Annotated in this window: 14 protein-coding genes; 11 read left to right on the plus strand and 3 right to left on the minus strand. The window is 72.5% G+C overall.

Annotated elements, in window-relative coordinates; translation table 11 throughout:
- The first annotated feature begins 211 nt into the window (after positions 1 to 211).
- The 3 genes from NYZ98_RS24695 to NYZ98_RS24705 all read left to right on the plus strand — a co-directional run bounded on the left by NYZ98_RS24695 (position 212) and on the right by NYZ98_RS24705 (position 3,614).
- Positions 212 to 910 carry a TMEM175 family protein gene (locus tag NYZ98_RS24695; RefSeq protein ID WP_262845456.1) on the plus strand — a complete coding sequence of 233 codons (699 nt, stop codon included), beginning with the start codon at positions 212 to 214 and terminating at the stop codon, positions 908 to 910.
- Entirely contained in the window at positions 907 to 2,043 is a 1,137-nt protein-coding gene (locus NYZ98_RS24700) for a GNAT family N-acetyltransferase (protein ID WP_262845457.1), read from the plus strand. The genes NYZ98_RS24695 and NYZ98_RS24700 overlap by 4 nt, the downstream gene beginning before the upstream one ends.
- Before the next feature lie 461 nt (positions 2,044 to 2,504).
- Positions 2,505 to 3,614, plus strand: a complete 1,110-nt coding sequence (locus NYZ98_RS24705; RefSeq protein ID WP_262845458.1) for a ricin-type beta-trefoil lectin domain protein — start codon at positions 2,505 to 2,507, stop codon at positions 3,612 to 3,614.
- A 123-nt stretch (positions 3,615 to 3,737) separates the two neighbouring features.
- On the opposite strand, the gene add is transcribed toward NYZ98_RS24705, so the two are convergent.
- Complete coding sequence (gene add, locus NYZ98_RS24710) at positions 3,738 to 4,706, minus strand: adenosine deaminase (protein ID WP_262845459.1); 969 nt, start codon at positions 4,704 to 4,706, stop codon at positions 3,738 to 3,740.
- Positions 4,707 to 5,094: 388 nt separating this feature from the next.
- On the opposite strand from add, the gene ligA reads away from it, so the two are divergent.
- The 8 genes from ligA (at position 5,095) to tuf (ending at position 17,150) form a co-directional block, all read left to right on the plus strand.
- Entirely contained in the window at positions 5,095 to 7,404 is a 2,310-nt protein-coding gene (ligA, locus tag NYZ98_RS24715; protein WP_262845460.1) for an NAD-dependent DNA ligase LigA, read from the plus strand.
- Positions 7,405 to 7,710: 306 nt separating this feature from the next.
- A complete protein-coding gene (locus NYZ98_RS24720; RefSeq protein ID WP_262845461.1) occupies positions 7,711 to 9,810 on the plus strand; it encodes an elongation factor G in 2,100 nt (699 codons plus the stop codon).
- Positions 9,811 to 9,813: 3 nt separating this feature from the next.
- A complete protein-coding gene (locus tag NYZ98_RS24725; protein ID WP_262845462.1) occupies positions 9,814 to 11,550 on the plus strand; it encodes an ABC transporter ATP-binding protein in 1,737 nt (578 codons plus the stop codon).
- Positions 11,551 to 11,614: 64 nt separating this feature from the next.
- Entirely contained in the window at positions 11,615 to 13,450 is a 1,836-nt protein-coding gene (locus tag NYZ98_RS24730) for an ATP-binding cassette domain-containing protein (protein WP_262845463.1), read from the plus strand.
- A 134-nt stretch (positions 13,451 to 13,584) separates the two neighbouring features.
- Positions 13,585 to 13,779: a CsbD family protein gene (locus NYZ98_RS24735; RefSeq protein ID WP_262845464.1), complete on the plus strand. Its 195-nt coding sequence runs from the start codon at positions 13,585 to 13,587 to the stop codon at positions 13,777 to 13,779.
- A 594-nt stretch (positions 13,780 to 14,373) separates the two neighbouring features.
- Positions 14,374 to 15,306, plus strand: a complete 933-nt coding sequence (locus NYZ98_RS24740) for a nitroreductase/quinone reductase family protein (protein ID WP_262845465.1) — start codon at positions 14,374 to 14,376, stop codon at positions 15,304 to 15,306.
- A gap of 25 nt (positions 15,307 to 15,331) precedes the next feature.
- Positions 15,332 to 15,712, plus strand: a complete 381-nt coding sequence (locus tag NYZ98_RS24745; protein ID WP_262845466.1) for a VOC family protein — start codon at positions 15,332 to 15,334, stop codon at positions 15,710 to 15,712.
- Positions 15,713 to 15,977: 265 nt separating this feature from the next.
- Positions 15,978 to 17,150: an elongation factor Tu gene (gene tuf, locus NYZ98_RS24750; RefSeq protein WP_262845467.1), complete on the plus strand. Its 1,173-nt coding sequence runs from the start codon at positions 15,978 to 15,980 to the stop codon at positions 17,148 to 17,150.
- A 71-nt stretch (positions 17,151 to 17,221) separates the two neighbouring features.
- Here tuf and NYZ98_RS24755 read toward each other — a convergent pair whose 3' ends face one another.
- Entirely contained in the window at positions 17,222 to 17,497 is a 276-nt protein-coding gene (locus NYZ98_RS24755; RefSeq protein ID WP_262845468.1) for an isoamylase early set domain-containing protein, read from the minus strand.
- 138 nt (positions 17,498 to 17,635) lie between these two features.
- Positions 17,636 to 18,532 (minus strand): metal ABC transporter permease, encoded by an 897-nt coding sequence (locus tag NYZ98_RS24760; protein ID WP_262845469.1) that lies wholly within the window; start codon positions 18,530 to 18,532, stop codon positions 17,636 to 17,638.
- Positions 18,533 to 18,574: the final 42 nt, after the last annotated feature.

Genomic DNA, 18,574 nt, shown 5'->3' on the forward strand with positions numbered 1-18,574 from the left:
AACTTCTCCGGGGTGTCGTCGGGCTGCCGCCCCGGCCCGCGGGGCCCGCCACCGGGAACCCCCCGGCACCGGGCCGCGCGCCGTCCGGGGAGACCGGGATCCCGGCGGCGACGTGCGCGTGCCCGGCCCGGCCTGTCGCGTAGGAGCGTATGTGCCAGGATGGGCGGAAGTTTTCCGGGGCCGGCCGGCCGCGTCCTTGCATTGGAGACACGTGTCCGAGAGCGATCCGCCCGCGACGGCCCCGGTGCCGCCGGGGCTGAGCCACGAGCGGGTCGGGATGTTCTCCGACGCGGTCTTCGCCATCGCCATGACCCTGCTCGTCATCGAGATCCCGAGGCCGGAGAAGGGCGATGGCGTCGACGGCACCGACCGGATGGTCATGGCGCGCGAGCTGTGGCACTTCCTGGGCGCCAACGGCGACATCTTCCTGGCCTTCGTGATCGCGTTCCTGATGCTGTGGACGGCCTGGCGCCAGCACCACCGGCTGCTCGACCAGATCACCCGGATGACCAGCCCGATGCTGATCATCCACATCCCGCTGCTGATCTTCGTGGTCCTGCTCCCGTACACGACCTCGCTGATCGGTGAGGCGGCCCGCAACCCGCTGTCGGTGACCCTGTTCGCCGGGTCGGAGGCGGTGCTGCTGCTCTGCCAGGCGGCCCTGCTGTCCGTCGCGGTCCGCAGCGGCGTCACCCGGCCCGGCGCCGACGTCCGCCAGATGCGCATCGTGGCGGTGATGCTGGTGGCGAGCGCCGCGTTCTGGTCGCTCACGGGCGGGCTGAGCTGGCTGACCGCCGGGATCGAGTACAGCTGGATACTGATTCCGGTGGTCGCGAGAACGTCCTCACGAGTCGCCGACCGCTTCGTCCGCACGGAGCCGGCACGCGCGCCAGAAGCTTCACCGGTTTGACGAGGACCGAGCCGTTCACGCCCGACCACATCGGCGGGGCCGCCGAGCTGCTCGCGGCGCGGCACCTGCGTGACCTCGGTCTGGAGCCCGCGCTGGACGGGCGCTACACCGAACCGGGCGAGTGCCGTGCCGTGCTGGAGCGGGCCTGGCGGGCCGGGGCCCGCGGGCAGGTCGCGTACGAGGGCGGAGCGGTCGCCGCGTACCTGCTGGCCGAGCCCGGTGACGGGGTGCGCGGGCGGCACCGCTGGACCGGCCCTGAGCACGCCGCCTACGCCGCGTCGTCCGGGTTCGCCGCGCTGGGCCGGCTGTACGCGGACCTGTCCGGGTCATGGCTCGCCGACGCGCGCCCGCACCACTACGTGGTCACTCCGGCCGCCGACCTGGCGCCGTGGCTCACACTCGGCTTCGCCCACGAGCAGATCCACGCCCTGACGACCACTCCACCCGCCCCGCCCCCACCCGCCGGGCCACCTCTCGCTACGTCATCGGCCGCTCCGTCGTCGGCCGGTCTGTCATCAGCCGGTCTGTCATCAGCCGGTCTGTCATCAGCCGGTCTGTCGCCGCTCGGTCCTTCGCCGCTCGGGCCGCCCGCCTCCGGGCCGTCGTCGGATGGGCCGCCGCCGGGAGTACGCCGGGCCGGGCCCGGGGACATCGACGCCCTGGAGCCCATCCTCGGCCTGATCTTCGACGCGCACGCCGCGCCCCCGGTCTTCGCCTACATCGACGGCCCGATGCGCGACAACCTGCGCCCCGGCCACCTGGAACTGCTGAACGATCCGGCCGTCTCGTACTGGGTGTCCGAGAGCGGGCAGGGCGTCGACGGCTTCTGCGTGATGCGTCCCGTCCCGCCGGACGAGGCCACGCTGCTGGCGCCGCGCGGATCGGTCGAGCTGATCCTGGCCGCGACCGCGAAGCACGCGCGCGGCACCGGCGTGGGCCGCCGGCTGGCCGAGCACGCCCTGGCCGCCGCCGCTCGCCAGGGGTTCCCGGTGTGCGTCACGGACTGGCGCGCCGCCAATCCCGCGTCGTCGGTGTTCTGGCCGCACCGGGGGTTCCGCCCGATCGCCTACCGTCTGCACCGCCTGCTCGACCCCCGCCTCACCGTCCTGGACCACGCGCCGCCGGGCGGCTGACCGTACGCGTGCTCGCGGTCGCCGTCGTGGACGGGGCCGCCCTTGGTGATCGCGGCGAACGACCCGGAAGGTCCGTTCGCCGCAGATATCCGGCCATATGGCGATCGACCACCCTCGACGTCCAGATGATCGGCCACCCCCCGTCCGTGACCCGCCGGGCGTGACGGGGTGCCCCGACCGGCGGTATCACCCTCGCCCAGACCGGTCACGCGCCCGCCTGACATGATCGAATGACAACGTTGACACGCCAGGGATGTTCATCTTTCATTGCCTTTGTCGCACTGTGATCGTTCTGGTCGGCCAGATCCGGTCTCGGTGCGCTGGGACCGCGACGCCGGCACGCACAGCGGACCTTTCCACCCCCCTGAACAGCGCACCTCTCCCTGTTGCGGCAGTTCGTTCGCGCGCCATGGCGGCCTGCCGGATCGCCGCTCGGGAGGGCGCGGACGAAAGGACCAGCTATGCGATGGAATCTCAGGCGGCTGTGCGCCGCCGGGCTGGGGTTCGCCCTGGCGGCCGGTATGGCGGTGGCGACGGCGGTGCCGGCACAGGCGGAGTCGAACGGCGGAGTGCGGGTGATGCCGCTCGGCGACTCCATCACCGACGGGTTCAACGTGCCCGGCGGCTACCGCATCAACCTGTGGCAGCGGATGGCGTCGGGAGGGTACACCGTCGACTTCGTCGGGTCGGGGTTCAACGGCCCGGCCGCGCTGGGCGACCACGACCACGAGGGCCACTCGGGGTGGCGGATCGACCAGCTCGACGCCAACATCGTCAACTGGCTGCGGACCTACACCCCGCGCACGATCCTGCTGCACATCGGCACCAACGACATGGGACAGAACTACGACGTCGCCAACGCCCCGGCCCGCCTGTCGGCGCTGATCGACAAGATCCGCGCCAACGCGCCTTCGGTGGAGCTGTTCGTCGCGCAGGTCACCCCGGCCGCCGACCCGGCGTTCGAGTCGCGGATCCAGACCTTCAACGCCGCCGTCCCCGGCGTCGTCGCGCAGAAGGGATCGATGACCCACCTCGTCGACATGCACTCCGCGCTGACCACCGCCGACCTCGCCGACGGCCTGCACCCCAACGCGGGCGGCTACGACAAGATGGCGGCGCGCTGGTACTCGGCGTTGCAGTCGGTGCCCGGCAGCCTGACCACGGTCGGGGTGCCGCCGGTCGGCACCGCGGTCTCGCTGGCCAACCCGCAGTCCAACCGCTGCCTGGACGTCTCCGGCGTCAGCACGACCCCCGGCGCGCAGGTGTACATCTGGGACTGCCACGGCGGGACCAACCAGCGCTGGACCCGCACCTCGGCCGGTGAGCTGCGCGTGTACGGTGATCGCTGCCTGGACGTGAACGCGAACGGCACGGCCAACGGCACGAAGATCCAGATCTGGACCTGCAACGGCTCGACGGCGCAGAGGTTCACCTTCACCACCGCCGGCACGATCGTGGGCGCCGGGTCGAACAAGTGCCTCGACGTGGCGGCCAGCGGGACCGTCAACGGGACATTGGTGCAGCTGTACGACTGCAACGGCACCGGGGCGCAGCGCTGGGCCGTACGCTGACCGCCGCCGCGGAGGCGCCCGCACACCGGGCGTCTCCGCGGCCGGATGGGCCCGCGCATCGAGCATCCCCGTAGCCGGGCGAGCCCGCGCATCGGGCGTCTCCGCGGCCGGGCGGGCCCGCCGTCAGTCCGGCGGGGGAAGGTCGCCGAAGGCGGCTCGCGCGGCGTTGTCCTGGCAGCGGGCCTCGGTCTCGGCGGTCCAGCCGAACCGTCCCCGCAGCGCGGCGAACTCCCGCTCCAGGGTGGTGCCTGAGGTGGTGCGGGTGTCGGTGCTGATGGTGACCCGCAGCCCCGAGGCGAGCAGCCGGTCGGCCGGGTGCTCGCCCATGCTCGGCACGGCCGAGGTCTGCACGTTGCTCGTCGGGCACATCTCCAGCGCGATGTCGTCGCGCCTGAGCCGGTCGAGCAGCGCCCGGTCGCCCGCGCAGCGTACGCCGTGCCCGACGCGCCGGGCGCCGAGGACGTCCAGCGCCTCCCACACGCTCTCCGGCCCGGAGGCCTCCCCGGCGTGGACCGTGCACGGCAGGCCCGCGGCGTGCGCGAGGTCGAACGCCGCGCGGTGCGCGGCGCCGGGGTACCGTTCGTCACCGGCGAGGTCGAGCCCGGCGACCACGTCGCGGTTGCGCAGCGCGGTCTCGGCGACCGACAGGCTCTCCTCGGGGGTCTGGTGCCGCAGGCAGCACAGCAGCAGCCCGGTACGCACCCCCGTGGCCCGGCGTCCGTCCGCGAGCCCTTCGGCGACCGCGCGCACCGCCTCGTCCGGCGTCATGCCGGACCGGCCGTGCAACTGAGGGGCGAAACGGGTCTCCCCGTACCGCACGCCGTCGGCGTGCCAGTCCTCGACGAGTTCACGCGCCGCCCGCCGCAGCGCGTCCGGCGTCTGCAGCACCCGCAGCGGCAGGTCGATGTAGGTGAGGAAACGGGCGAGGCTCCCGCAGTCGGGAGGCGCGGTGACCAGCCGGTCGACCGGCCCGGTCACCTCGACGCCCTGGGCACGGGCCAGATCGGCGACGGTGCCGGGCCGCACCGAACCATCGAGATGGCAGTGCAACTCCACGCGGCTCGCCGGTGCGGGCCCGGCAGATGCGGTCATACGAATGTCTCCGGTCAGGTGAACGAGTCGATCCAGCGCGCAGGCGGCGTACCTGCTCCGGGTCGCGGGAAATGGTGTCATACCGCCGAGGTTTACCGCGACCTCGAACCGATGCGAATGACCTGGTCTTCTCGCGTCCGCAGAGCCCTGCGATGAGCACGTACCGTCTCATACGGCAACGACCGCAAGGGCCGCCGGCACTGGTGTCTCAGCACCTGGGCCCATCATCAACGGCAACTGGAACGAGGGGTACCTCCACCGGCCCAGCGTGTGCGTCTATTACTGACGACCGGCCGGGACCCGGCGTGTGGCGTTCACGGGTGTTCGCGCAGTTCAGTCGGGTTTTTCGGGGACGGAAAATGTCGGTGGCGGACGGCATGATGGAGGCATGAACGACGCGCCCCCGATCACTCAGCTCGCCGGCCAGGAGGCCTACGCCGAGGCGGTCCAGCTCGCGCTGGACGCCTCCGCCGCCTACTACCGCGACGGCACCTCCGCTCTGGACGACGACGCCTACGACCGGCTGGTCCGCGGCATCACGGCCTACGAGGAGGACCACCCGGACCAGGTGCTGCCCACCTCGCCGACGGGCAAGGTCGCCGGCGGCGCGGTGGTCGGTGACGTCCCGCACACCGTGCCCATGCTCAGCCTGGACAACGTGTTCGGCGCCGGGCAGCTCGCCGACTGGGCCGCCGGGCTGGAACGCAGGCTCGGCCGCCCGGTCACCGCCTGGAGCGTGGAGCCCAAGCTGGACGGGCTGGCGATCTCCGCGCGCTACCGCCAGGGGCGGCTGGCCCAGCTCGTCACCCGAGGCGACGGCAGCGCGGGCGAGGACGTGAGCCACGCCATCGGCACGATCGTCGGGCTTCCGCTCCGGCTGGCCGACCCGGTGACGGTGGAGCTGCGCGGCGAGGTGATGATGACCACCGCCCAGTTCGAGCAGGCGTGCGCCAAACGCCGTGCCCACGACGGCACGACGTTCGCCAACCCGCGCAGCGCCGCCGCCGGCACACTCCGCGCCCAGGACCGGCCGTATGTGTGCGAGCTGACGTTCTTCGGCTACGGGGCGCTGCCGATGCCGATCGAGGACACCTCCGAGCTCGCCGAGGGGCTGCGCGCCTGGCCGCACAGCCAGATCATGGAATGGGTCGCCGGCCAGGGCGGGCGGACCACCGCCGGGACCCCGGTCGAAGGTGTCCTGGTCGACACCCTCGAGCGGGTGCAGGAGCGCATCGAGCAGATCGCCTCGGCCCGGGCGGGGCTGTCGTTCGGGATCGACGGCATCGTGGTCAAGGCCGACTCCGTCGAGGACCAGGAACAGGCGGGGTTCGGCACGCGGGCGCCGCGCTGGGCGATCGCCTACAAGCTGCCTCCCACCGAGAAGATCACCAAACTGCTGGCGGTCGAGTGGAACACCGGCCGCACCGGGATCATCGCCCCGCGCGCCGTGCTGGAGCCCGTCGAGCTCGACGGCAGCACCGTCACGTACGCCACCCTGCACAACGTCGCCGACATCACCCGGCGCGGCCTGCTGCTCGGCGACTCGGTCACCGTCTACAAGGCCGGAGACGTGATCCCGCGCGTCCAGGCGCCGGTGGTCCACCTGCGCACCGGGGACGAGCGGCCGATCGAGTTCCCGGCCGTCTGCCCGTCCTGCGGTGACGCGATCGACGCATCCCAGGAGCGGTGGCGGTGCGTGCGCGGGCGCGCGTGCCGGGCGATCGCGTCCATCGGGTACGCGGTGGGCCGAGGCCAGCTCGACATCGAGGGCCTGGCCGACACCCGCGTCCAGCAGATGCTCGACACCGGGCTGATCTCCGACTTCGCCGACCTGTTCTTCCTCACCCGCGAGCAGGTGCTCGGCCTGGAGCGCATGGGCGAGCTGAGCACCGACAACCTGCTCGCCGCGCTCGAGCGGGCCAAGTCCCAGCCGCTGAGCCGGGTGTTCTGCGCGCTCGGCGTGCGCGGCACCGGCCGCTCCATGAGCCGCCGCATCGCCCGGCACTTCGGCACCATGGCGGCGATCCGCGCTGCCGACGCCGAGGCCATCCAGCAGGTGGAGGGCATCGGCCCGGAGAAGGCGCCCGTGGTGGTGGCCGAACTCGTCGAACTGGCCGAACTCATCGACAAACTGGTCACCGCCGGCGTCAACATGACCGAACCCGGCCACGCCACCCCGTCCCCCACGGGCGGGCAGGGGGAAGCGAGCGGACCGGGCGGTGTGAGCGGGTCCGGCGGTGTGAGCGGATCGGGTGGTGCGAATGGATCCGGCGATGTGGGCGGGTCCGGCGACGGTGTGAGCGGAGCGGACGGTGTGAACGGGCCGGGCGGTTTGAGCGGGTCCGGCGGCGATGCGAACGGGCCGGGCGGTGTGAGCGGGGTCGGCGAGGCAGGCGGGCCGGGCGGGTTGTCGGCGTCGGGAGCTGCCGGTGCGGGCGCCGGCTCGGGTCTGCCCCTTGCCGGTATGTCCGTCGTCGTCACCGGTTCGATGACCGGCGCGTTGCAGGCGTTGTCCCGCGATGAGATGAACGAGCTCATCGAACGCGCCGGTGGACGCGCGTCCTCCAGCGTCTCCGCCAGGACCAGCCTGCTGGTGGCCGGAGACAACGCGGGATCCAAACGCGCCAAGGCCGAGGCGCTCGGCCTGCGCATCGTCACCCCCGACGAGTTCGCCACCCAGATCACCGCCTTCCTCTGACCGACCGGCTCCGGCGGCATACGGTGCTCGCGTTACGGCGAGCTTTGTCGTGCATGGCCGGGTGGTGTCGGCGGCTTTCGGTGGGGGTGTCCATGCTGAGTTGGGGGAGGGTCGAACGCCAGGTCAGCGGGGGGTTGGGGTTGGTCCGGGGGCAAGAAATCGGTTGTTCTGGGCGGGGGGATCTGTTGTACTCCCGGGGAACGAGCCGACCGAACGAGGAGAAGGAAATGCGCCAAGCGTACGTGTCCACCCAGATGACGGTTTCCATCTATCTAGAGGGCATGACGCTTAGTGACTACTCTGAACTTGGGGATTCTGGCGCATGTAGACGCCGGTAAGACGAGCCTGACCGAGCGGCTGCTCTTCGCCGCCGGTGTGATCGACGAGATCGGCAGCGTCGACGAAGGCAGCACCCAGACCGATTCCCTGGAACTCGAACGGCAGCGCGGCATCACGATCAAGTCCGCGGTCGTGTCGTTCGTCATCGGCGACGCCAGGGTCAACCTGATCGACACGCCCGGCCACCCGGACTTCATCGCCGAGGTGGAACGGGTTCTCAGTGTGCTCGACGGCGCTGTGCTGGTGGTCTCCGCCGTCGAGGGGGTGCAGGCGCAGACGCGCGTGCTGATGCGGGCGCTGCGGCGGCTGCGTATCCCCACCGTCATCTTCGTGAACAAGATCGACCGCGGTGGCGCGCAGGACGAGCTCACGCTGAACGGCATCCGCGAGAAGCTCACCCCGGACGTCGTCCCGATGGGATCGGCGCGCGACCTCGGCACCCCCGGCGCCGGCTTCCTGCCGTACGGTCCGAACGACCACACCTTCACCGCCGCGCTGGCCGAGCTGCTCGCCGGCGACGACGACGCGATCCTGGCCGCCTACCTCGACGGCGACAAGGCCGTCCCCTACCGGCGGCTCCGCGCCGCGCTCGCCGCGCAGACCGGGCGGGCGGTGGCGCATCCGGTGTTCTTCGGCTCGGCGATCACCGGCGCGGGCGTGGACGCGCTGGTCGCCGGCATCACCGAACTGCTGCCCGCGACCGCGGGCGACCCCGGCGGCCCCGTCTCGGGCGTCGTGTTCAAGGTCGAACGCGGCCCGGCCGGCGAGAAGATCGCCTACGTCCGCATGTTCTCGGGAACCGTACGGACCCGTGATCGGCTGCGATGCCACGGGGACGGCGAGCGGAAGGTCACCGCGATCAGCGTCTTCGACCGAGGCTCGGCGGTCCCGCGTACGTCGCTGTCCGCCGGCGAGATCGGAAAACTCTGGGGCCTCACCGACATGAGAATCGGCGACCCCATCGGCACCCCAAGAGACCTCGCCACGCCCCCGAAGCCCGGCCCGGGAGAAGCGGCACGAACGGGCGGCGAGGTGGACGGAACCCGGGCGGGCGGTCCGGGAGGAGAAGCACGAGCGGGCGCGGCGGGTGGGTCGCGAGTGGGCCGGGGCGTTGCGTTCGGGTCGGGGGTGGGGCGGGAGTTTTCTGGGCCGGGGTTGGAGACGGCCGTTGTCGCTCGCCGGGCCGGGCAGAAGGGGGCGTTGCACGCCGCGCTCGCGCAGCTTGCCGAGCAGGATCCGCTGATCGACCTGCGGCAGGACGACACCCGCCAGGAGCTGTTCGTGTCGCTTTACGGCGAGGTGCAGAAGGAGGTCATCCAGGAGACGCTGGCGGCCGACTTCGGCATCGAGGTCGAGTTCCGCGAGACGACGACGATCTGCGTCGAACGGCCGGTCGGCACCGGCGTGGCACGAGACGTCCTCGGTAAGGACGCCAACCCGTTCTACGCCACGGTCGGGCTGCGCGTGGACCCGGCCGCCCCCGGCTCCGGCGTCAGGTTCACGCTGGACCTCAAAGTCGGCTCGATCCCGCTTTATGTGTACAAAGCGGTGGAGGAGTTCAGCAAGGCCATCGAGGACACCGTAAGAGACACCCTGCGCCAGGGCCTGCACGGATGGCAGGTCGTCGACTGCACGGTCACCATGACGGAGTCCGGCTACATCTCCCCGCTGAGCACCGCCAAGGACTTCCGCCTGCTGACCCCCCTGGTCCTGATGAGCGCCCTGGAACAGGCCGGCACCGTCGTGTGCGAGCCTTTCGACCACTTCCACCTGGAGGTCCCCGCCGGCACCCTCGGCCAGGTCCTGCCGGTGCTGGCGCGGCTCCGCGCCGTCCCCCGGGCCACGACGACGCGGGGTTCGACCGTCACGCTGGAAGGCGGGATCCCCGCGTCCCAGGCGCACGCGCTGCGGCAGCGGCTGCGGGCGCTGACCCACGGCGAGGGCGTGCTCGAATGCGCCCTCGACCACTACGAGCCGGTACAGGGCCCGATCCCGGCCCGGCCGAGGACCGGCGGCGATCCGCGCAGCCGCGAGGAGTACCTGCTGCACGTCCGGCGGAGGGTCTGACCGATGACCACCCTCACCCGGCACGACCGGTACTCCGTCCTGCGCCACCTCCGCCCGGGACGCCGCTCGGCGACGGCGCTGGCCGCCGCCATCGCGGCGTCGACCCTGCTGCCGCTGGCGGCGCCGCAGCTCACCCGCCGCTTCGTCGACGACGCCATCGGCGGCGCCGGCACCCACCGGCTCGTGCTGATCGCTCTCGGCTACCTCGCGGTCGCCGTCGCCGGTCAGGGCGCCCGGATGCTCACGGCCTGGCTCGCGAGCCGGCTCGCCTGGGACGGCACGAACCGCCTTCGCGAGATGCTCGCCGAGCACGCGCTCGGCCTCGACATGGCCTACCACGGCCGGCACACCCCCGGCGAGATGATCGAACGGGTGGACGGCGACGTGGTCGCCGTCGCCGAGTTCGTCGTCGCCTTCCTGATGGACGTGGTGGCCGGCCTGCTGCTCCTGGCCGGCATCGTGGTCGTCGTCCTCACCGTCGACCCGCGCCTCGGCGCCGTCCTGCTGGCCTACTGCCTGGTGATCGGGTACGGCATGGCCCGCGCGCAGCGGCTGGCCGTGCCGTCCGCCGCCCGGTCCCGTGCGGCGCACGCGGCGATGATCGGCAACCTGGAGGAGCGGCTGGCCGGCGCGGAGGACATCCGGGCCAACGGCGCGGGCGAGCACGCCGTCAACGGTTTCTACCGGGCCGGTTCCGCGTGGTTCCACGCGGACTACCGGGCCGGGCGCCTCGGCACCGCCCTCCTCGGGGGCACGACCGTGGCGTTCGCGGCGGGCACGGCCATCGTGCTGGCCCTCGCCGCGTGGTCCCGCCAGTCTGGGACGCTCACGGTCGGCGCCGCCGTCCTGCTCTTCCAGTACACGCTGATGGTGCGCACACCGTTCGAGCGGCTGATCGACCAGCTCAGGGAGTACCAGGCGGCCCTGGCCGGCGTCGCCCGCATCGGCGGCATGCTCGCCGAGCGGCGCACGCTGCCCGATCCCGCCGACCCGCGCCCCCTGCCCGCCACCGGGCCGCTCGGCCTGCGGCTCGACGGGGTGGGCTTCTCGTACGCCGACGACGGCGAGCGGGTGCTGTCGGACGTCACGATCGCGCTGGCGCCGGGCGAGACGCTCGGCCTGGTGGGCCGCACGGGAAGCGGCAAGACGACCATCGCCCGGATGGTGCTGCGCCTGTACGACCCGACCGAGGGTACCGTACGGGTCGGCGGGCTGGACCTGCGCGAGGTCGACCCGGCGTCGGCGCGCCGCCGGATGTGCGCGGTCACGCAGGACGTGCAGCTGTTCGCCGCCAGCGTCCGGGACAACCTGACGCTCTTCCGGCCGATCGCCGGCGACGACCGCCTGCGGGCCGTCCTCGACGACGTCGGGCTCGGCGAGTGGCTGGCCGCCCTGCCCGGCGGTCTCGACTCCGAGCTCGGCGGCGTGTCGGCCGGCGAGGCGCAGCTTCTCGCGTTCGCGCGGGCGTTCCTCACCGACCCCGGGCTCGTCGTGCTGGACGAGGCGTCCAGCCGGCTCGACCCGGCGACCGAGCGGCGCGTGGAGCGCAGCGTCGACCGGCTGCTCGCCGGCCGCACGGGCGTGCTCGTCGCGCACCGGCTCTCCTCCCTGTCCCGGGTCGACAAGATCGCCGTCGTGGACCACGGCAGGATCGTCGAGTACGGCCCGCGCGAGGAGCTCGCCGCCGACCCGCTCAGCCGGTTCGGCCGGCTGCTGGACGTGGCGGGGGTGCGGCGATGAAGCCCGTCCTGCCGGATGTGGCGGGGAAGAGGCCCGTCCTGCCGGATGTGGCGGGGGTGCGGCGATGAGGCCCGTTCTGGTGGTCGCTATCCGCCTCGCCCGCTTCGACCTGCGCCGTTTCCTGATCGGCGGCCTGCTGTGGATGCCGGTCAGCGTCATCCCGCTCGCCGGCGGGCTGGTACTGCAGCGGATCTTCGACCAGATCAGCGGGCACCAGGCCGCGAGCCTCGGCCAGTCGCTGTGGCTGTGCGCGGCCTTCGTCGGCGTGGAACTGGTCCGCGGCCTGACGCTCTCCGTCGCGTACCTCTACGGGGGCTACTGGTGGGACGCCGCGGCGACCCTGCTGCGGGCCAACGCGCTCCGCTCGATCCTCACCGCGCGCGGGCCCGCCGCGACCCGGCTGCCGCACACGCCGGGGGAGTCGGTCGCGCGCCTGCGTGACGACGTGAGCGACCTGGTGGAGTTCACCGACGAGTCGGTCCCGCTGGCCGGCGCGGTGCTCTTCAGCGGCGCCGCCCTGGTGATCATGGCGTCGGTCGACCCCGTCGTCACGCTGGTGCTGGCGCTGCCGATGGTCGCGATCGGTGTGCTGAACCGGATGATGAGCGAGGTGATCCGGCGGCTCCACCTGCGCGCCCGGACGCTCGGCGCGGCCGTCACGGCCTACATCGGCGAGATCTTCGGCGCCGTGCTGGCGATCAAGACCGCTGGCGCGGAGGACGCGACGCTGGAGCGGCTGCGCGAGCACAACCGCAGGCGGCGCGACGCCGCCGTCAGGGACCGGATGGCGACCGACATGCTGGACACCGTGACGGGCGCCACCGTCGAGATCAGCATCGGCCTGGTCCTGCTGCTCGCCGCGCCCGCGATGCGGCGCGGCGACTTCACCGTGGGCGACCTCGCGCTGTTCACCAGCTACGTGAGCTGGCTGGCGGCGCTGCCGCGCACCATCGGCGTGATTCTCTACCGCCTCCCGCAGGCGGCCGTCGCCACCGAGCGCCTCAGCAGGCTGATGGCCGCGCACGAGGACGCCGGCGACCTGTCGTGGAACACCGGCGTCTGGTTCCGCCGCGAACGACCGCCGACCACCGCGCCACCGGCGCGCGACGACACCCTCGAGGTCGTGGAGGCGCGCGGGCTGACCGTCCGGTTCGGCGACGGTGGACGCGGCGTGCGCGGGGTGGACCTGCGGATCACCCGGGGGTCGTTCACGGTGGTCACCGGCGCCGTCGGGTCCGGTAAGACGACCCTGGTCCGCGCCCTGCTCGGCCTGGTCCCGGTGGACGCCGGGACGGTCACGTGGAACGGCCGCCACGTCGAGGACCCGGGGACCTTCCTGGTGCCGGACCGCGTGGCCTACGCGAGCCAGGTGCCCCGGCTGTTCTCCGAGTCGCTGCGGGAGAACCTGCTCATGGGCCGGCCCGGCGACCACCTCGACCGCGCCCTGTGGTCGGCGGCGTTCGAGGACGACCTGGCCGGGATGCCGGAGGGCCTGGACACCGTCGTCGGGCCCCGGGGCGTGCGGCTGTCCGGTGGCCAGGTCCAGCGGGCGACCGCCGCGCGGGCGCTGGCCCGGCACCCCGACCTGCTCGTCGTCGACGACCTGTCGTCCGCGCTGGACGTCGAGACCGAGAAGCTGCTGTGGGACCGCATCGCCGGCGCCGCGCGCGACGGCGGCGGCCCGGGGACGCTTCTGGTGGTGTCCCACCGGCAGGCGGCGCTCGAACGGGCCGACCAGGTCATCGTGCTCGACCGTAGCCGGGTCGCCGGCCGGGGCCCGCTCGGCGAATTGCTGCGCACGTGCCCGGAGATGCGGCGACTGTGGAGCGAAGAGCTCGTCATCGAGGCCGGAGAACAGAAGAATACCCGTACGACGCATGCCGGGCCGAGAGAGGGCTGACCCCCCGGTGGACGCCGCTTTTTCCCCCCCGCGCGACCGCGCGCCCAATTCCCGGGCCGTTTCCGGGTGTTTACCTTTCCCGTCTGCGGACAGTGGGGGCCCGTACGCGAGTTCCCCAAGCGGAGGATTTGGCCATGGGCGCCGACGACAAGATCGAGAACAAGGCCGAAGAGCTGAAGGGCAAGGTCAAGCAGGGGGTGGGGGACGCCACCGACAACGACAGAATGGTGGCCGAGGGCCAGGCCGAAGAGGCCGACGGAAAGTTCAAGCAGGCCGGGGAAAAGGTGAAGGACGCCGTCCAGGACGTCAAGGACGTGTTCAAGCGCTGACCGGCACCGAATCACCGACGCGGTAATTCACGACGTCCCGCTCGGGCCCTGGCGCTGATTCCCCGCGCCTCGGCCCGAGGGCGGCGTCTTTCTCATGTCACGGGGGTCTTCCGGCGGCTTTCCGGTGCCATGGGGGCCTTCCGGCGTTCATTGGGTAAGCGGCCTTCACGGGCTTTCCGCCGGCACGGGGCCTTCCCGGTGGTGGCCCCCGCCGGTGTTGACAGGCGGCGGCCGGATGGCTGTAATGGGTCCGGTGTCACGTGACGCAGGCCAAAGAGCAGTGGGCAGGCCGCGGGTGGGTGGCACCATTCACCGAAGGACGATGCCATGAGTTCATACTCCGCGCTGCGCGTCTGACCTGAGCGTCCCCGCACGCCGTCCCTCGTCCTTCCCGGTGCCCCGCACCGCCATGTGACATCGGCGCGCCCTGCCGTCCTCGGCCGCGCGCCGCGTCTCAGGCGGGCGTCCACGGCTCCGCGTACCGGCCGATGCCGTTCTCCGGCCGAGGGCACCGCGTGCGGTCACCGCGTCCAGCGAGCGTCAACGCCATCCACGACCCGTGGTCCCCGCACTTACTTGGAGATTCGACGACGTATGCCCGCATCCTTCAACCAACCGATCATCGAGGAGTTCCGAGCCAACGGCGGAAAGGTCGGCGGCCCCTTCGAGGGCGGTGACCTCCTGCTGCTCACCACCACCGGCGCGAGATCGGGGGAGGAGCACACCGTCCCCCTCGGCTACGTCCGCGACGGCGACCTGCTGCTGGTCGTCGGGTCCGCGGGCGGCGCCCCCCGCCACCCCGCCTGGTACCACAACCTGCTGGCCCATCCCGTGGTGCGGGTGGAGGTCGGCACCGAGGCGTTCGAAGCGCACGCGGTGCCCGCCGAGGGCGAGTACCGCGAGCGGCTGTTCGAGCACGTCGTGCGCGCCGCGCCCGGATACGCCGACTATCAGGCCGGCACCACCAGGACCCTGCCGGTCGTGGTCCTGTCGCGTTCCGCGCCCGAGGCGGATGCCGCCGGAGAGGCCACCGACATGGCCGGCAAGCTCCTGGAGGTCCACACCTGGCTGCGCTCGCAGCTGCGGCAGGTGCGCGCCGAGGCCGACGCCCATTTCGCCGCGCTCGCGGCCCACGACGGGCCCGGCGAGCCGCCGGCTCCGGGGCTCGGGCTCCAGCTCCGCCGGCACTGCCTGGAGTTCTGCGAGGCCCTGCGGTTCCACCACACCGGCGAGGACGAGCACACCTTCCCCGCGCTCGCCCGCTGGCACCCCCACCTGGCCGGGGTCCTCGCCCGGCTCGGCGACGAGCACCGCGTGATCGCCCGCCTCCAGGACGAGCTGCTCGCCCTGCTGGACGGCATCGGCGCGGCCGACCCCGGCCGTTTCCGCGCCGAGCTGGACAGAATGTCGGAAGAACTGGGGGAGCACCTCGCCTACGAGGAGGAGGCGCTGCTCCCCGTCCTGGCCGGGATCCCCTGGCCACCGGCCCCGCCGGCCTCCGGCGCGGACGGAGGGACCACCCCATGAACCAGCGGACCTGGAGGTACCTCCCATGAGAGTCAAGGATTTCGATCACCTGGTGCTCAACGTGCGGGACGTCGAGCGCGCACTGGAGTTCTACTGCGGACCCCTCGGCCTGGAACCGGTCCGGGTCGAGGAGTGGCGGGCGGGCAAGGTGTCGTTCCCGTCCGTGCGGGTCAGCCCGAACACGATCATCGACCTGCTCGCCCGCCCCCGCGGCGAGTCGAACGTGGACCACATCTGCCTGGTCGTCGACCCGCTGGACTGGCAGGAGGTCGTGGAGTCGGGCGCCTTCACCGTGCTGGAGGGCCCGGTGGGCCGCTACGGCGCGCGTGGCGACGCCTGGTCGATCTACGTGAGCGACCCGGACGGCAACGTCGTCGAGCTGCGCTGGTACCCGCAGGACGCCTGAGGCGGGCCGGCCGCCGCCGGGCGTGACGGAAAACCCGTTGCGCGGGGGCGGCGGCCGGCCTGATCATTGGGCGCATGTTCCGGTACGCCCCGTTCGCGACGCCCGCCACCGCGGGCGTCCCGGCGCGTGCCCTGACCCCGGCCGCCGCGCCCCTCGACGGCGCGGAGCGCTGACCCTTTCCCGGACGTCCTCGGTGACCCCGCGGGAAAGGGTCGGCTGAACGCGCGGGTCACGCCCCCAGCGAGGCGTCGAAGGAACAACGAACATGCCCAAGCAGGCTTACGTGCGCACCAAGCCGCACCTCAACATCGGCACGATGGGTCACGTCGACCACGGCAAGACCACGCTCACCGCGGCGATCACCAAGGTCCTCAGCGACCGGGGCGGCGCCACCTACGTGCCGTTCGACCGGATCGACCGGACCCCCGAGGAGACCGCGAGGGGGATCACCATCACCATCTCCCACGTCGAGTACGAGACCGCCACCCGCCACTACGCCCACGTCGACATGCCGGGCCACGCCGACTACGTGAAGAACATGATCACGGGGGCGGCGCAGCTCGACGGGGCCATCCTGGTGGTGTCCGCCGTGGACGGGATCATGCCCCAGACGCGGGAGCACGCGCTGCTCGCGCGGCGGGTCGGGGTCGAGCACCTCGTCGTCGCCCTGAACAAGGCCGACGGCGCCGACCCCGAGCTGGCCGACCTGGTCGAGCTGGAACTGCACGACCTGCTGGCCGCGCACGGCTACCACGACGTGCCCGTCGTCCGGGTCTCCGGGCTGCGCGCGCTGGAGGGCGACCCCGAATGGGTGGCCTCCATCGAGGCGCTGCTCCGGGCGGTGGACGAGCACGTCCCGGTGCCGGTCCGCTACGTCGGCGCGCCGTTCCTGATGCCGGTCGAGAACGTGCTGACCGTCACCGGGCGCGGCACCGTCGTCACCGGGGCGATCGAGCGCGGCTCGGTCGCCGTCGGCGACACCGTCCAGGCCGTCGGGCTGGGCGAGGGGTTCACGGCGGTGGTCACCGGCGTCGAGACCTTCGGCAGGACGATGGAGCGCGGCGAGGCCGGGGACAACGCGGCGCTGCTGCTGCGTGGCGTCCGCCGCGACCAGGTGCGGCGGGGCCAGGTGCTGGCCGCGCCCGGTGGGCAGGCGGCCCACCGCCGCTTCGCCGCCCGCGTCTACCTGCTGACGCGGGAGGAGGGCGGCAGGAGCACGGCCGTCACGACCGGGTACCGGCCGCAGTTTCACCTCAGGACCACCGCCGTCTCCGGGCGGGTGGACCTGCGCGAGGAGGAGCTCGCCCTGCCCGGCGAGACCGTCGAGGTGGTCGTCGAGCTCGGCAAGGCGGTCGCCCTGGAGCCCGGCCTGGGCTTCGCCGTCCGCGAGGGCGGCCTGACCGTGGGCGCAGGAACGGTCACGGCCGTGCTCGACTGAAGACCCGGCCCTGCTCCGCCGAGGGCCCGGCGGGCCCTGTCACGGTCATCACCCGATGGCCGTGACAGGGCTCACAGGTTGAGCAGGCCGCCGTGGTGGTCGATCTGGTCGGCCATCTCGTCGTCGAACCAGACGTCGTCGGTGGCGAGGTAGCGGAACCGGTGGACGCCCGGGGGGAGGATCACCGAGACCGTGCGGGTGCTGTCGCGCCGGCGCCGCAGCTCGTGGCGGCCGGGGATCCAGTCGTTGAAGTCGCCCACCACGCTGACGGCCCCCGAGGGCAGGTCCACGGGCAGCACGAAGGTGACGCGGGTCTTGCGGCCGAACAGCAATGTGCGCTTGAGCATCGAGATCCTCCCGGACGGTGACAAGGTCCACCCTTTCGCAATGCCACATAAGGGAGACATATCGGCGCGTGGGATTAACACACTTTTCACGATCCCTTCCGTGCCCCCGCTCTCAGGCGGTCGCGGGCGTCTCCCGGCTCAGGCGTTCGCCGGCGCGGCGGACCCCCGGCCCCGGCGGGCCCGCATGGCGCCGGCCGCCCGGCACGCCAGGTAGATGGTGAAGGAGAGCGTCGTGACGTATGGGCTGATCGGGACGCTGCTCCCGAGGGCCAGCAGGATGCCGCCGACGACCGACACGACGGCGAAGGCGACACTGAGCGAGGCCACCAGGAGCGGGGCGGCGGTCACCCGCATCGCCGCCGCGGCGGGCGTGACGATCAGTGACAGCACCAGCAGTGCCCCGACGACCTGGATGGACACCGCGACGGCCAGGCCGAGGACGACGGTGAAGACCGGGGAGAGCGCCCGCACCGGCACGCCGCGCGCGGCGGCGACGTCGGGGTCCAGGCTGGCGAACGTCAGCGGGCGCCACATCACGGCGAGCGCGGCCAGCACGAGCACGCACGTCCCGATCAGCCAGGTCATCCGCGGCGTGTCCACCGCCACGATCTGACCGGTCAGCAGCCCGAACTTGTTCGCGGCCCGCCCCTTGTACAGCGACAGGAACAGCACCCCGAGGCCCAGCCCGAACGGCATCACGACCCCGATGATCGAGTTGCGGTCGCGGGCGCCCACGCCGAGCGCCCCGATCAGCACGGCCGCGACGAGCGACCCGGCCAGCGATCCGGCGACGACGTCCGCGCCGACGAGCAGCGCGCCCGAGGCGCCCGCGAACGACAGCTCGGCGATGCCGTGCACCGCGAACGCCAGGTCGCGCATCATCACGAAGACGCTGACGAGCCCGCCCACGACGCCGAGCACCGCCCCGGCGACGAGCGAGTCGCCGACCAGCGCGAGAAGCTCGCCGTAGTCCTCGCGCCCGAACAGCTCGTGCCAGACATCGGCCCCGGCGTTCGCCGCCACCAGACCGGTCACGACGGTACTCCCGCTCGCGGCGCCGCCGCCCCGGTCACCAGG

It is taken from the genome of Sphaerisporangium corydalis, from assembly GCF_025506355.1.
In the GTDB taxonomy this organism is placed as follows: Bacteria; Actinomycetota; Actinomycetes; order Streptosporangiales; family Streptosporangiaceae; genus Sphaerisporangium; species Sphaerisporangium corydalis.